Source organism: Pseudomonas sp. NDM (genome assembly GCF_003105095.1).
Classification (GTDB): domain Bacteria; phylum Pseudomonadota; class Gammaproteobacteria; order Pseudomonadales; family Pseudomonadaceae; genus Aquipseudomonas; species Aquipseudomonas moraviensis_A.
The window spans coordinates 1-14,822 of sequence record NZ_QETJ01000126.1 but is presented as its reverse complement, the minus strand read 5'-3'; the positions used below and the strand labels follow the sequence as shown (position 1 = coordinate 14,822).

At 60.4% G+C, this 14,822-nt stretch carries 14 protein-coding genes; 9 read left to right on the top strand and 5 right to left on the bottom strand.

Annotation, left to right across the window (positions count from 1 at the left end):
* Positions 1-258: 258 nt before the first annotated feature.
* The 4 genes from DCO47_RS20480 (at position 259) to DCO47_RS20465 (ending at position 4,834) form a co-directional block, all read left to right on the top strand.
* Positions 259-1,521, top strand: a complete 1,263-nt coding sequence (locus DCO47_RS20480) for an ATP-binding protein (protein WP_042608786.1) — start codon at positions 259-261, stop codon at positions 1,519-1,521.
* A complete protein-coding gene (locus DCO47_RS20475) occupies positions 1,514-2,074 on the top strand; it encodes a response regulator transcription factor (protein WP_003221630.1) in 561 nt (186 codons plus the stop codon). The genes DCO47_RS20480 and DCO47_RS20475 overlap by 8 nt, the downstream gene beginning before the upstream one ends.
* Before the next feature lie 96 nt (positions 2,075-2,170).
* Positions 2,171-3,898 (top strand): ABC transporter ATP-binding protein/permease, encoded by a 1,728-nt coding sequence (locus DCO47_RS20470; RefSeq protein WP_042608784.1) that lies wholly within the window; start codon positions 2,171-2,173, stop codon positions 3,896-3,898.
* 189 nt (positions 3,899-4,087) lie between these two features.
* Entirely contained in the window at positions 4,088-4,834 is a 747-nt protein-coding gene (locus tag DCO47_RS20465) for a FadR/GntR family transcriptional regulator (RefSeq protein ID WP_042608783.1), read from the top strand.
* Between the two features lie 9 nt (positions 4,835-4,843).
* On the opposite strand, the gene DCO47_RS20460 is transcribed toward DCO47_RS20465, so the two are convergent.
* The gene (locus DCO47_RS20460; RefSeq protein WP_052512483.1) at positions 4,844-5,197 is read right to left on the bottom strand and encodes a hypothetical protein; all 354 of its coding nucleotides are present in this window, start codon (positions 5,195-5,197) and stop codon (positions 4,844-4,846) included.
* A gap of 150 nt (positions 5,198-5,347) precedes the next feature.
* Entirely contained in the window at positions 5,348-5,728 is a 381-nt protein-coding gene (locus DCO47_RS20455) for a hypothetical protein (protein ID WP_083354217.1), read from the bottom strand.
* A 298-nt stretch (positions 5,729-6,026) separates the two neighbouring features.
* On the opposite strand from DCO47_RS20455, the gene kdgD reads away from it, so the two are divergent.
* The 5 genes from kdgD to DCO47_RS20425 all read left to right on the top strand — a co-directional run bounded on the left by kdgD (position 6,027) and on the right by DCO47_RS20425 (position 12,796).
* Positions 6,027-6,938: a 5-dehydro-4-deoxyglucarate dehydratase gene (kdgD, locus tag DCO47_RS20450; RefSeq protein WP_116658802.1), complete on the top strand. Its 912-nt coding sequence runs from the start codon at positions 6,027-6,029 to the stop codon at positions 6,936-6,938.
* Positions 6,939-7,009: 71 nt separating this feature from the next.
* On the top strand, positions 7,010-8,455 hold the full coding sequence (locus tag DCO47_RS20445; RefSeq protein ID WP_042608781.1) for an aldehyde dehydrogenase family protein: 1,446 nt from the start codon (positions 7,010-7,012) through the stop codon (positions 8,453-8,455).
* Positions 8,456-8,622: 167 nt separating this feature from the next.
* The gene (locus DCO47_RS20440; protein WP_051600602.1) at positions 8,623-9,984 is read left to right on the top strand and encodes an MFS transporter; all 1,362 of its coding nucleotides are present in this window, start codon (positions 8,623-8,625) and stop codon (positions 9,982-9,984) included.
* A gap of 11 nt (positions 9,985-9,995) precedes the next feature.
* The gene (garD, locus tag DCO47_RS20435) at positions 9,996-11,549 is read left to right on the top strand and encodes a galactarate dehydratase (RefSeq protein WP_042608779.1); all 1,554 of its coding nucleotides are present in this window, start codon (positions 9,996-9,998) and stop codon (positions 11,547-11,549) included.
* 305 nt (positions 11,550-11,854) lie between these two features.
* Complete coding sequence (locus tag DCO47_RS20425) at positions 11,855-12,796, top strand: AEC family transporter (protein WP_042608778.1); 942 nt, start codon at positions 11,855-11,857, stop codon at positions 12,794-12,796.
* A gap of 116 nt (positions 12,797-12,912) precedes the next feature.
* Here the strand turns inward: DCO47_RS20425 and DCO47_RS20420 are convergent, their stop codons facing one another.
* Genes DCO47_RS20420 through DCO47_RS20410 form a run of 3 tightly spaced genes read right to left on the bottom strand, consistent with a single transcriptional unit; the run spans position 12,913 to position 14,769 of the window.
* A complete protein-coding gene (locus DCO47_RS20420; RefSeq protein WP_065615782.1) occupies positions 12,913-13,293 on the bottom strand; it encodes a carboxymuconolactone decarboxylase family protein in 381 nt (126 codons plus the stop codon).
* Positions 13,290-14,366 carry a calcium/sodium antiporter gene (locus tag DCO47_RS20415; RefSeq protein WP_165839217.1) on the bottom strand — a complete coding sequence of 359 codons (1,077 nt, stop codon included), beginning with the start codon at positions 14,364-14,366 and terminating at the stop codon, positions 13,290-13,292. Before DCO47_RS20415 ends, DCO47_RS20420 begins: the two co-directional genes overlap by 4 nt.
* Positions 14,367-14,397: 31 nt before the next feature.
* Positions 14,398-14,769: a septal ring lytic transglycosylase RlpA family protein gene (locus tag DCO47_RS20410; RefSeq protein ID WP_042608775.1), complete on the bottom strand. Its 372-nt coding sequence runs from the start codon at positions 14,767-14,769 to the stop codon at positions 14,398-14,400.
* Between the last annotated feature and the right edge of the window lie 53 nt (positions 14,770-14,822).

Here is a 14,822-nt window from a genome sequence, read left to right as displayed (position 1 = left end):
TGCTCCCGCTCGGCTGCGCAGCAGTCGTAAAATCAGCAGCAGCGCTGTTTCAGAAAGATCATGGTAGCCGGGTTCGGGCCTGCTTCGCAGGCCAGCGGGAGCAAGCTCCCTCGCCACAGGTGATATGCCGCAACAAAAAATCGCCTCGTTTGAATTTACGGGCAGCGCCATGTGGTCGTTTGCCGCACTTTCGCCTCTGAACCCCGCGCCTTGGTTATACTCCGTGCGATCCGCCTGGAGCGCTCATCAGGAGAGCTCATGCTCGCCCCCGTACAACTGACTTCCGCCACTCGCCAGAACCTCTGGCGGCTGACTTTCATCCGCACCCTGGTGCTCGCCGCGCAGGCCGGGTCCGTGGGCCTGGCCTACTGGCTGCAATTGTTGCCATTGCCGTGGGTGCAGCTGGCGATGACCCTTGGCTGTTCGATTCTGCTCTGCGTGTTTACGGCGGTGCGTTTGCGTACCTCGTGGCCAGTGACCGAGCTTGAATACGCGCTGCAATTGGCCTGCGATCTGGTGATTCACAGTGCGCTGCTGTATTTCTCCGGCGGCTCGACCAACCCGTTCGTTTCCTATTATCTGGTGCCGCTGACCATCGCGGCGGTGACGTTGCCGTGGCGTTATTCGGTGATTCTGTCCGGCATCGCACTGGCGCTGTACACGGTGATGCTGACGCGTTTCTACCCGCTGGAAACCTTGCCGGTCGCCCGTGAGAATCTGCAGATCTACGGCATGTGGCTGAGCTTCGCCCTCGCCGCTGCGGTTATCACATTCTTCGCCGCGCGCATGGCTGAAGAGCTGCGCCGGCAGGAAGAGTTGCGCGCGATTCGTCGCGAAGAGGGTCTGCGCGATCAGCAGTTGCTGGCCGTTGCGACCCAGGCTGCCGGTGCGGCGCATGAGCTGGGTACGCCGCTGGCGACCATGAGCGTGTTGCTCAAGGAAATGCAGCAGGATCACCCCGATGCACTGCTGCAGGACGATCTGAAAGTGCTGCAGGATCAGGTCAAGCTGTGCAAGGAAACCTTGCAGCAACTGGTCCGCGCCGCTGAGGCCAACCGGCGTCTGGCGGTGGAGATGCAGGACGTCACCGATTGGCTCGACGAAGCGCTGAACCGCTGGCACCTGATGCGCCCGGAGGCCAGTTATCGCTTCCAGCGTCTCGGCCAGGGCACGGTGCCGCGCATGGCGCCGCCGCCGGATCTGACTCAGGCGCTGCTTAATTTGCTGAACAACGCTGCTGACGCCTGCCCGGAAAATCTCCAGGTGACGCTGGATTGGGATGCGGAAACGTTGACCATCAGCATTCGCGACCACGGCGCCGGTGTGCCGCTGGCCATCGCCGAGCAGATCGGCAAACCGTTTTTTACCACCAAGGGCAAAGGTTTCGGCCTGGGCCTGTTTTTGAGCAAGGCCAGCGTGACACGCGCCGGCGGCTCAGTGAAACTCTATAGTCATGAGGAAGGCGGCACGCTCACCGAGCTGCGCCTGCCCCACGGCGCCCGAGGAGACCAACATGAGTGACGAAATCCAAGTCGAAGGCGAAGAACTGCCGCATCTGCTGCTGGTCGACGACGACGCGACCTTCACCCGCGTCATGGCCCGTGCCATGGCCCGCCGTGGCTTTCGCGTCAGCACCGCCGGTTCCGCTGAAGAAGGCCTGACCATCGCCCAGGCCGATCTGCCTGATTACGCCGCGCTGGACCTGAAAATGGACGGCGATTCCGGCCTGGTGTTGCTGCCCAAGCTACTGGAGCTGGACCCGGAAATGCGCGTGGTGATCCTCACCGGTTATTCGAGCATTGCCACCGCGGTCGAGGCGATCAAGCGCGGCGCCTGCAACTATCTGTGCAAACCCGCCGATGCCGACGACGTACTGGCCGCGCTGCTGTCCGAGCACGCCGACCTCGACAGTCTGGTGCCGGAAAACCCGATGTCGGTCGACCGTCTGCAATGGGAGCACATCCAGCGCGTGCTCACCGAGCACGAAGGCAACATCTCCGCCACGGCGCGAGCGCTGGGCATGCACCGCCGCACCCTGCAGCGCAAACTGCAGAAGCGTCCGGTGCGTCGCTGAACCTGCGCTGAACGACTATCGCCTGCCCTCGCGATAAATCGCGCCGATCATCTATGATCGGCGCGTGTCTGTTGTTTTTTCTATCGAGCCTTATCCATGAATCAGAACGCTGAATATTCCGCGGTCAACGATGCTGTGCGCGGGCAGTTTTTTCGCAAAGTCTGGGCGATGACCACGCCGTACTGGCGCAGCGAAGAGAAGGGCAAGGCCTGGACATTGCTGATTGCCGTGATCGCGCTGACGTTGTTCAGCGTATGGATCGCGGTGTGGCTGAACAGTTGGTACAAGGATTTCTACAACGCCCTGCAGAAAAAGGACGAGGCGGCGTTCTGGCAGTTGATCCTGTACTTCTGCGGTATTGCGGCTGTGGCGATTCTCGCTGCGGTTTATCGCCAATATCTGACGCAGATGCTGACCATTCGCTGGCGGGCATGGCTGACCGAAAAGCACTTCACCCGTTGGCTTGAACACAAGAATTACTATCAGCTGGAGCAGGGTGGTTACACCGATAACCCCGATCAGCGAATTTCCGAAGACCTTAATAAATTCACCGCGAACACGCTGGCGCTGGGCTTGGGCTTGATCCGTACGGTCGTCAGTCTGGTGTCGTTTTCGATCATCCTGTGGGGTGTGTCCGGGAGCATCGAGGTGTTCGGTTTCACTATTCCCGGCTATATGTTCTGGTGTGCACTGGTCTATGCGGCGGTCGGCAGTTGGCTGACGCACTTGATTGGTAGACGTCTGATCGGTTTGAACAACAACCAGCAGCGCTTTGAAGCCGACCTGCGTTTTTCGATGGTTCGGGTACGCGAAAACGCTGAAAGCATCGCGTTGTACAACGGCGAGCCGAATGAAAACCGTCGTTTGAGCAATCGCTTCGGACTGGTCTGGCATAACTTCTGGGACATCATGCGCGTGTCCAAGCGCCTGACGTTTTTCACTTCGGGCTATGGCCAGATCGCAATCATTTTTCCGTTCATCGTTGCAGCGCCGCGGTATTTCAGCGGCAAGATCGAGCTGGGTGAGCTGATGCAAATCAACTCGGCGTTCGGCAATGTGCAGGAGAACTTCAGTTGGTTCATCAGCGCTTACCAGGATCTGGCCGAGTGGCGGGCCACTTGCGATCGTCTGCTGAGTTTCCGCAATGCCATGAGCAACAACGAGGAGCGCGTGCCCGCCATCGATGTGCAGAATCAGGGCAGCGAATTGCAGGTGCACCGCCTCGGCCTGGATCTGGCCGACGGTCGTCACCTGCTGACCAACGCCGATTTGACCGTGGAGGCGGGTGAGCGAGTGATGCTCAGCGGCCGTTCCGGCAGCGGCAAGTCCACTCTGCTGCGGGCGATGGGGCATTTGTGGCCGGCGGGCCACGGCAATATTCGTTTGCCGGCGGCGCGCTACCTGTTCCTGCCACAGAAACCTTATCTGCCCATCGGTACATTGCGTGAGGCACTGAGTTATCCACAACCGGGCGACACCTACGCGCCAGAGCGTTATGCACAAGTACTGGAAACCTGCCGTCTGCCGCACCTGGTTGGACGTCTGGATGAGGCCAATCACTGGCAGCGCATGCTCTCGCCGGGCGAGCAGCAACGCCTGGCCTTCGCCCGCGCACTTCTCTATGCACCGCAATGGCTGTACATGGACGAAGCCACTTCGGCGATGGATGAAGAGGACGAGGCGACGCTTTATCAGGCGTTGATCGATGAGATTCCGGGGTTGAGCATTGTCAGCGTCGGCCATCGAAGCAGTTTGAAACGATTCCATCCACGGCATGTGCGGATCGACAGCGGGCGTCTGGTGGAGCAACCCGTGACTGCCTGACGCCCACACAACCCCTGTAGGAGTGAGCCTGCTCGCGATAGCGTCGATAAATTCAACATGGATGTGGCTGATAGAACGCTATCGCGAGCAGGCTCACTCCTACAAAGGGTATGTGATCTGGGCGGTGATCGTACAACTCGCTTGAGCTATGATGGCCGCAAGCCGAACTTTCGAGACAAGATACAAATCATGGAAAAGCTGATCGACACCCCGCGCCTCCCCCGCAAGCGCCGCAGCCTCGCCCAGGAACTGGTGACGGTGTTGAGCGAGCAGATCCGCGATGGCCTGCTCAAGCGTGGCGACAAGTTGCCCACCGAGTCGGCGATCATGGAAGCCCATGGTGTCAGCCGCACTGTGGTGCGCGAAGCGATTTCCCGTTTGCAGGCTGCCGGTCAGGTGGAAACCCGCCACGGCATCGGCACCTTTGTTCTCGACACACCGAGCCCGAGCGGTTTCCGCATCGACCCGGCCACTGTCGTCACTCTGCGTGACGTCCTGGCGATTCTCGAATTGCGTATCAGCCTCGAAGTCGAATCCGCCGGCCTCGCCGCGCAACGTCGCAGTGCCGAGCAACTGGCAACCATGCGCGCCGCCCTCGACGCCCTGAACGAAAGCGCCTCGCATGCCAGCGATGCGGTGTCTTCGGACTTCGCTTTCCACCTGGAAATCGCCCTGTCCACTGGCAACCGCTACTTCACCGACATCATGACCCACCTGGGCACCAGCATCATTCCGCGTACGCGGCTGAACTCGGCGCGCCTGGCCCACGATGATCAACAGCATTACATGAGCCGCCTGAGCCGCGAGCACGAGGAAATCTACGACGCGATTGCCCGTCAGGACTCCGATGCCGCGCGTGCGGCGATGCGTCTGCACCTGACCAACAGCCGCGAAAGGCTGCGCCAGGCCCATGAAGAGGCGCAGGCGCAGGGATAAGGTTGCGAGTTAAGGTTCCAGACCGACGTCTATTTCAGCCGAAGAACCAACATTGCCGCTCTGTCTGGTGACCTCATACTTCAGAAACGCACGGTCGCCTGCTACTGCACGTAGAGCAAGATGGTCCTTCGGGATTTTGAATAGAAAGGGGGCCTCACCAGGGATCCCTAAGACTTCGAGGATGTAGGTGTGCTCACCCCCGTGAGTGGTCCTGAGGAAAAGCCTGATGGAGTCTCTGACCTCCGACCCTGTATATGCCGGGACCACGGCTTCGGTTGACTCCTTGATTTCGCTGAGCTTGAGTACGCCGTTTACCGCTTGTGAAAATTTAGGGGCGGGAAACGAGCTTGTTTTAGCTGTCATCTTCAAGATCCTTTTGGTCAGGAATGAATAGTTAAGGCACGGACGCCCAACAGCATCCGTGCGCAACCATTTAAGAACTGACGGATACGTGGCCGCACCTGTAAGAAATACCAGTCCCGACCAACGGTCATTCCTCAAAAACCCAATCCCTCACGCCTCAACCCGCAACCTCAACGCCTGCGAATACGGCTCCATACTCGACTCATCCCGAAATTTGTACCTCAGCTCCACCTCGCGGTTCAGATACGGTTGCAGCGCCTCTTTCGGCAGTTGCACCTCGATGTCGAACAGCTTTTCCATTTCATCCTCGGCGTCGTCCCAGGCGCCAGTGTCCACCTCATCGCCTTCCCATTCAGGATCCTCGGCGTCGCTGCCGAGGATCGCGTAAACGCTCCAGTTCGCTGCGAAATCGCTGGAATCCGGCACCTGCACGGTGAGGATGTCCGGCAGTTGCGAGAGTTGAACGGTGACGCAGTCATCCTGCGCAGGGGCGGCGTGGGGGAGGGTGGGGGCGGCAAAATGCATCGACATAAAGGCTTCCTTTGAGTGGTCCGCCACGATCCTTCGTGGCAGTCGACGTACTTTACGAGCCGCTGGTCCCTCAGGAATTAAACGAATCCAGACCAGATATTTCCGCGAGCGAAGGCTTCAAGGACAGGCCTTCCAGCGATTTCAGCAAGCGCAAAAAGCGATTTTGTCGGACAAAAAAGCGCTGCCAACGATGAAATGCAGTTGACGGTTATTTTTTAAGTTGTACGATGACCTACAACTTCGGCGAAGGCTGAACGGTCCACTCACAATAAAACGTTGCTACCAGGGTGTTCGAATAATGAATCCACAAGAACTGAAGTCCATCCTCTCTGCCGGCCTGCTGTCTTTCCCGGTGACCGATTTCAACGCGCAGGGCGATTTCCACCGCGCGGGCTACATTAAACGCCTGGAATGGCTGGCTCCGTATGGCGCTTCAGCTCTGTTCGCTGCCGGCGGCACCGGTGAGTTCTTCTCCCTGGCCGCCAGCGAATACTCGGAAATCATCAAGACTGCCGTTGACACCTGCGCCACCAGCGTGCCAATCCTCGCCGGCGTCGGTGGTTCTACCCGTCAGGCCATCGAATACGCTCAGGAAGCCGAGCGTCTGGGTGCCAAAGGCCTGTTGCTGCTGCCGCACTACCTGACCGAAGCGAGCCAGGACGGTGTTGCCGCTCACGTTGAAGCCGTGTGCAAATCGGTGAAGATCGGCGTGGTCGTCTACAACCGCAACGTTTGCCGCCTCACCGCACCGCTGCTGGAACGTCTGGCCGAGCGCTGCCCGAACCTGATCGGTTACAAGGATGGCCTGGGCGATATCGAGTTGATGGTGTCGATCCGTCGCCGCCTCGGTGATCGTTTCAGCTACCTGGGTGGCCTGCCGACCGCCGAAGTCTACGCCGCTGCCTACAAGGCGCTGGGCGTGCCGGTGTACTCCTCGGCGGTGTTCAACTTCATCCCGAAAACCGCGATGGACTTCTACCACGCGATCGCTCGCGAAGATCACGCCACCGTCGGCAAGATCATCGACGACTTCTTCCTGCCATACCTGGACATCCGCAACCGCAAGGCCGGTTACGCCGTGAGCATCGTCAAGGCAGGTGCAAAAATCGCCGGCTATGACGCAGGCCCGGTGCGGGCACCGCTGACCGACCTGACCGGCGAAGAGTACGAAATGCTCGCTGCGCTGATCGACAAGCAAGGCGCGCAGTAAACGAGAAAAGCGAGGCCGCTGAGCAATCAGCGGCTTTTTGCGTGAAGGCTTTTAGAGTTGAGGGCTGCCCTGTGACAACTGCAAAACGCTACGACAATTACATCAACGGCGAATGGGTCGCCGGTGCCGATTACTCGGCCAACATCAATCCGTCCGAACTCAGCGACACCATCGGCGACTACGCCAAGGCTGATCTGACTCAGGTCAACGCCGCCATCGACGCCGCTCGCGCTGCGTTCCCGGCGTATTCCACTTCGGGCATTCAGGCCCGTCACGATTCGCTGGATAAAGTCGGCACTGAAATCCTCGCCCGTCGCGAAGAACTCGGCACGCTGCTGGCCCGTGAAGAAGGCAAGACCCTGCCGGAAGCGATCGGTGAAGTGACCCGCGCCGGCAACATTTTCAAATTCTTCGCCGGTGAGTGCCTGCGTCTGTCCGGTGACTACGTGCCGTCGGTACGCCCGGGCGTCAACGTTGAAGTCACTCGCGAAGCGCTGGGCGTGGTCGGTCTGATCACCCCGTGGAACTTCCCGATCGCCATCCCGGCGTGGAAAATCGCCCCGGCGCTGGCCTACGGCAACTGCGTCGTGCTCAAGCCTGCCGATCTGGTTCCGGGCTGCGCCTGGGCGCTGGCGGAAATCATCTCCCGCGCAGGCTTCCCGGCCGGTGTGTTCAACCTGGTGATGGGCAGCGGTCGTGTGGTTGGCGATGCCTTGGTGCAGAGCCCGAAAGTCGACGGCATCAGCTTCACCGGTTCGGTAGGCGTTGGCCGGCAGATCGCGGTCAACTGCGTTTCGCGTCAGGCCAAGGTTCAGCTGGAAATGGGTGGCAAGAACCCGCAGATCATTCTCGACGACGCCGACCTCAAGCAAGCGGTCGAGCTGTCGGTGCAGAGCGCGTTCTACTCCACCGGCCAGCGTTGCACGGCGTCGAGCCGTCTGATCGTCACCGCCGGCATTCACGACAAGTTCGTTGAGGCCATGGCCGAGCGCATGAAGTCGATCAAGGTCGGTCACGCGCTGAAAGCCGGCACTGACATCGGTCCGGTGGTCTCCCAGGCGCAGCTTGAACAGGACATGAAGTACATCGACATCGGCCAGTCCGAAGGTGCACGTCTGGTCAGCGGTGGTGGTGTGGTGACCTGCGATACCGAAGGCTACTTCCTCGCACCAACGCTGTTCGCCGACAGTGAAGCGTCGATGCGTATCAGCCGCGAAGAGATCTTCGGCCCGGTCGCCAACATTGTGCGGGTGGCCGATTACGACGCCGCGCTGGCGATGGCCAATGACACCGAATTCGGCCTGTCGGCCGGCATCGCGACCACCTCGCTGAAGTACGCCAACCACTTCAAGCGCCACTCCCAGGCCGGGATGGTGATGGTCAACCTGCCGACTGCCGGCGTGGATTACCACGTACCGTTCGGCGGGCGTAAAGGCTCGTCCTACGGCTCCCGCGAGCAAGGCCGCTATGCGCAAGAGTTCTACACGGTCGTGAAGACCAGTTACATCGGCTCCTGATACACGCAATACCCCTGTAGGAGCTGCCGAAGGCTCGGGCCGCGATCGGACGATCTTTGCTTCTGAAGATCAAAAGATCGCAGCCTTCGGCAGCTCCTACAGGGAATAAATGCAAGACCAAAGAAGCTTCACCCGCGCATAAAAATAATCAGTGGGAGTACATCTGCATGCAATCCTCCAAGCCGACTCACGTCCGCTATTTGATCCTGCTCATGCTGTTTCTGGTGACGACGATCAACTACGCCGACCGTGCCACGATCGCCATTGCCGGTTCCAGCCTGCAAAAGGATCTGGGCATTGACGCCGTTACCCTCGGCTACATCTTCTCCGCATTCGGTTGGGCCTACGTCGCCGGGCAAATTCCCGGTGGCTGGTTGCTCGATCGCTTCGGCTCGAAAAAAGTCTATGCCCTGAGCATTTTCACCTGGTCGCTGTTCACCGTGCTGCAAGGCTTCGTCGGTGAATTCGGCATGTCCACGGCAGTGGTTGCGCTGTTCATGCTGCGCTTCCTCGTGGGCCTGGCCGAAGCGCCATCGTTCCCTGGCAACGCGCGCATCGTCGCCGCGTGGTTCCCGACCGCTGAACGCGGCACCGCTTCGGCGATCTTCAACTCGGCGCAGTACTTTGCCACCGTGTTGTTCGCGCCGCTGATGGGCTGGATCGTCTACAGCTTCGGCTGGGAGCACGTGTTCATCGTCATGGGTATCCTCGGCATCGTGTTCTCGCTGGTATGGCTGAAAGTCATCTACAGCCCGCGTGAGCACCCACGCGTCAACGAGGCCGAGTTCAAGCACATCGCTGACAACGGCGGCATGGTCGACATGGATCAGAAGGGCAAGAAGTCCGACGGTCCGAAATGGGACTACATCCGTCAGCTGCTGACCAACCGCATGATGCTCGGTGTGTATCTGGGCCAGTACTGCATCAACGGCATCACCTATTTCTTCCTGACCTGGTTCCCGGTGTATCTGGTGCAAGAGCGTGGCATGACCATTCTCAAGGCCGGTTTCATCGCTTCGTTGCCGGCGATCTGCGGCTTTATCGGCGGCGTGCTCGGCGGGGTGATTTCCGATTACCTGCTGCGCAAGGGCCACTCGCTGACCTTCGCCCGCAAGGCGCCGATCATCGCCGGTCTGCTGGTATCGAGCAGCATCGTTGCGTGCAACTATGTTGAAGTGGAATGGATGGTGGTTGGCTTCATGGCCCTGGCATTCTTCGGCAAAGGCGTTGGCGCACTGGGCTGGGCGGTGGTCTCCGACACTTCGCCGAAACAGATCGCCGGTCTGAGCGGTGGCCTGTTCAACACCTTCGGCAACATCGCTTCGATCACCACGCCGATCGTGATTGGCTACATCATCAGCTCCACCGGTTCGTTCAAATGGGCGCTGGTGTTTGTCGGCGCCAACGCACTGGTCGCGGTGTTCAGCTACCTGGTGATCGTCGGCCCGATCAAGCGTGTGGTGTTGAAAGAGCCGCCTGCGAAGGGCGGTAATGAAGCCACCGGCAATTTGTCTCAAGCGCATTCCTGAGGAGCGGCGTCATGCAGTTGATTGAACATTCCGACTCGCCGCGCTACATCCGCCTGCACGAGCGGGACAACGTTGTAGTGGTGGTCAACGATCAGGGCGTACCGGCCGGTACCGAGTTTGCCGATGGCCTGGTCACCGTGGATTTCGTGCCACAGAGCCACAAGGTCACCCTGGAGGAAATTCCCGAGGGCGGCCCGGTGATTCGTTACGGGCAGATCATTGGCTACGCATTGCAGCCGATCCGTCGTGGCAGTTGGGTCAAGGAAGATCAACTGCGCATGCCGACCGCGCCGCCGCTCGACAGTCTGCCGCTGTCCACCGACGTGCCGGCCGCGCAGGCACCGCTGGAAGGCTTCACCTTCGAGGGGTATCGCAACGCCGACGGCACCGTCGGCACGCGCAACATTCTCGGGATTACCACGACCGTACAGTGCGTCACCGGCGTGCTCGATCACGCGGTCAAGCGCATCAAGGAAGAGCTGCTGCCGAAGTACCCGCACGTCGATGACGTGGTGGCGCTGACTCACAGTTACGGCTGCGGCGTGGCGATCACCGCCACCGACGCCTATATCCCGATTCGCACCGTACGCAATCTGGCGCGCAACCCGAACCTGGGCGGCGAGGCGCTGGTGATCAGTCTGGGCTGCGAGAAATTGCAGGCCGGGCAGGTGATGCATGAGGACGATGCGTCTGTGGATCTCAGCGATCCGTGGCTGTACCGCTTGCAGGACTCCAGTCACGGTTTCACCGAAATGATCGAGCAGATCATGGAACTGGCTGAAGTCCGTTTGAAGAAACTCGACCAGCGCCGCCGCGAAACCGTGCCGGCCTCCGAGCTGATTCTCGGCATGCAGTGCGGCGGCAGTGATGCCTTCTCCGGCATCACCGCCAACCCGGCGCTCGGTTATGCCTCGGACCTGCTGTTGCGCGCGGGGGCGACGGTGATGTTTTCCGAAGTCACCGAAGTGCGCGATGCGATCTACCTGCTGACCTCACGGGCGCAGACGCAGACCGTCGCCGAAGAGCTGGTGCGCGAGATGGACTGGTACGACCGTTACCTGGCCAAGGGCGAGGCTGATCGCAGCGCCAACACCACGCCGGGCAACAAGAAGGGCGGGTTGTCGAACATTGTCGAGAAGTCGCTGGGCTCGATCGTCAAGTCCGGCAGCAGCGCGATCAATGGCGTGCTCGGCCCGGGCGAGCGTTTCAAGCAGAAGGGCCTGATTTTCTGCGCAACGCCGGCCAGCGATTTTGTCTGCGGTACGCTGCAACTGGCGGCGGGGATGAATTTGCACGTGTTCACCACTGGCCGTGGCACGCCTTACGGGCTGGCCATGGCGCCGGTGGTCAAAGTGTCGACCCGCACCGAACTGGCGCAACGCTGGCCGGACCTGATCGACATCGATGCCGGGCGCATTGCTACCGGGCGCGCGACCATCGAAGAACTCGGCTGGGAGCTGTTTCACTATTACCTGGATGTTGCCAGTGGCAAGCAACAGACCTGGGCGGAGAAACACAAGCTGCACAACGACATCACCTTGTTCAACCCGGCGCCGATTACCTGATCGTTGCAGGGAAGATCAAAAGCCCCCTCACCCCAGCCCTCTCCCGGAGGGAGAGGGGGCCGACCCGGGAATATTCGCGAAGCACACCGACCTGAAATGGCTTTACCGAATCCATAGTCGACTCGGTCTTTCAGGTCGATGTATGACGCAAGACATCTTGGTCAGTCCCCTCTCCCTCCGGGAGAGGGTTAGGGTGAGGGGCTTTTGCCTTTCAGCTTTCAGCTTTCGGCTTTTGGATTAAGGCCATAGCGCCGCAAGTGGCTTATCATTAGCCCCCTATCGACGCTCACCCAAGGCTCTCCGGCATGCTGGCAATCTTTCTCGAAACCCTGAACATCACCGCGCCGGTGTTTGCCATGCTGTTTCTCGGTGTGCTGCTCAAGCGCATCGACTGGATCAACGACAACTTCATTCACACGGCCTCGTCGCTGGTGTTCAACGTCACGATGCCGGCACTGCTGTTTCTCGGCATCCTCCACGCTGACCTGCACGCCGCGCTGCAACCTTCGCTCCTCATTTACTTTTCCCTGGCCACCCTGGTGAGCTTTGCCGTGGCCTGGGGCTGGGCGATTTTCAAGTGTCCGCGTGAAGATCGCGGCATTTACACCCAGGGCGCGTTTCGCGGCAACAACGGCGTGATCGGTCTGGCGCTCGCCGCGAGCATGTATGGCGATTATGGTATTTCCCTCGGGGCGATTCTGGCTGCGCTGGTGATCCTGTTCTACAACACGCTGTCGACCATTGTGCTGGCGGTGTACAGCCCGGTGATCAAGTCCGATCCATGGAGTATCTGTAAAAGCGTGTTCAGCAATCCACTGATCATCAGCGTGATTTCCGCCGCGCCGTTTGCCTATTTCAAGATCGGCCTGCCGGGCTGGCTGGAAACCTCCGGCCAGTATCTGGCGCAGACCACTTTGCCGCTGGCGCTGATTTGTATCGGTGGCACGCTGTCACTGGCGGCGCTGCGCAAGAGCGGCAACATGGCGCTCAGCTCCAGTCTGGTGAAGATGGTCGGTCTGCCGATACTGGCAACCCTCGGAGCCTGGTTGTGGGGCTTTCGCGGCGCGGAGTTGGGGATTCTGTTTCTCTACTTCGGTAGTCCGACGGCGGCGGCGAGTTTCGTCATGGCCCGGGCGGCGCAGGGCAATCATGAGCTGGCAGCGGCGATTATCGTGATGACCACGTTGATGGCGGCGATCACCACCAATGTCGGGATCTTCGTGTTGCAGTGGGGTGGGTGGATCTGATCTGGATTTTGCGGTGTTGCTCATGGCCCCATCGCGAGCAGGCTCACTCCTACATTTGGAATGCGTTCCCCTGTAGGAGTGAGCCTGCTCGCGATGGCTATTTCAGCCGCGCCGAATCACTCCGGCTTCTGGTAGCTATCAATCACTTCCTGCGCCGCGCGAAACGCATCGATCGCCGCTGGCACGCCGGCGTACACCGCACAATGCAGCAACGCCTCACGAATCTCTTCCACTGTGCAGCCATTGTTCAACGCGCCGCGCACGTGGCCCTTCAACTCCTGCGGGCACTTCAATGCAGTCAACGCTGCAAGGGTAATCAGGCTGCGGGTTTTCAGCGACAAGCCTTGGCGATTCCACACGCCGCCCCACGCATGTTCATTGACGAAATCCTGCAACGGCTGGGTAAATTCAGTGGCATTGCCCAGCGCGCGATCAACGAACGCATCGCCCATGACCTGACGACGGATTTCAACCCCGGACTGCTTCGACTCGCTCATGGCACATCTCTCTTGTGGTGTTGGCGACGCCAGGCGCGGATCGACGTGAACGCCAGAAACGTCAGCAGCGCCGGCAGGACATAAAACAGCATCAAGCGCTCGAGCTTGCCGGCCAGCGGCATGCCGGTGGTGAACGACACCACGTGCAGCCCGTAGACAAGATACAAACCCAGCAGCAGCAAGCCTTCAGCCCGGGTCACGCGGTAGCCGGAATAGAACACCGGCAGACACAGCGCGGCGACGCCGAGCATCACCGGCAAGTCGAAATCCAGCGCGTTGGGCGAAACCGAAAGCGGCGCCGGTGCGAGCAACGCGGTCAGCCCCAGCACCCCGAGCAGGTTGAACAGATTGGCGCCGATCACGTTGCCCACGGCAATGTCGCGCTGCCCGCGCAACGCGGCGATCAGCGAGGTCGCCAGTTCCGGCAGCGAAGTGCCGACCGCGACGACCGTCAGGCCGATGACCCGTTCCGACAGCCCAAGGTCGGTGGCCACGGCCACGGCGGCGCCGAGCAGCAATCGACCGGCGAAAACCAGTAGGGTCAGACCAGCGAGAATCATCAGCACACTGATCAGCCAGGATTGCTGCGTTTTCTGCGGCTGTGCGCCATGGGGGCGGGTCGAATGTCGCGACTGGCGGAACAGCAAGCCGAGGTATAGCGCCAGAGCGCCGAGCAAAAGAATGCCGTCGAAGCGTCCGAGGTCTTTGTTCCAGGCGAGGATGAACACCAGCAGGCTGGCGCCGATCATCAGCGGGATATCCAGGCGCACCAGTTGCCGCGACACGCGCAGTGGGATGATCAGCGCCGACAGGCCGAGGGTCACCAGAATGTTGAAGATGCCGCTGCCGACCACGCTGCCGACGGCGATGTCGGGGTTGTGGGTCAGCGCCGCTTGCAGGCTGACGGTCATCTGCGGCGCGCTGCTGCCGAGGGCGACGATCGTCAGGCCGATGATCAGCGGACGCACATGCAGCCGCTCGGCCAGGCGCACGGCGGCCCGCACCATCAACTCGGCGCCGATGATCAAAAGACACAAGCCGCTGAACAGTTCGATGACGTTGATCAGCGGCAGATCAGCTAGTGCGAAAATGGTCGGCGCTCCATCAGTCGAGGGCCTGCACGCGAACCCGCGCGGTGCCGCTGCGCAGCATGCCGATCTCGTCGGCAGCCTCGCGTGACAGATCGATCAATCGGCCACGGGTGTGCGGGCCACGGTCATTGATGCGGACCACGACCGATTCATCGTTTTTCAGATTGGTGACCTTTACCCGCGTGCCGAACGGCAACTGGCGGTGGGCGGCGGTCAGGGAGTGCTGGTTGAACGCCTCGCCGCTGGCGGTGCGTTTACCGTGGTGTCTGGCTCCGTAATAGGAGGCGACGCCGGTCTGGTCGTAACCGTGCGGGTCGATGGTGTCAGTACTGGCGCAACCGGCCAGCAGGGAGAGCAGGGCGCTGCTCAAAAACAGGCGCTTCATTCAAGGTTTCCCGGATCAAATGTAGGAGTGAGCCTGCTCGCGATAGCGGTTCG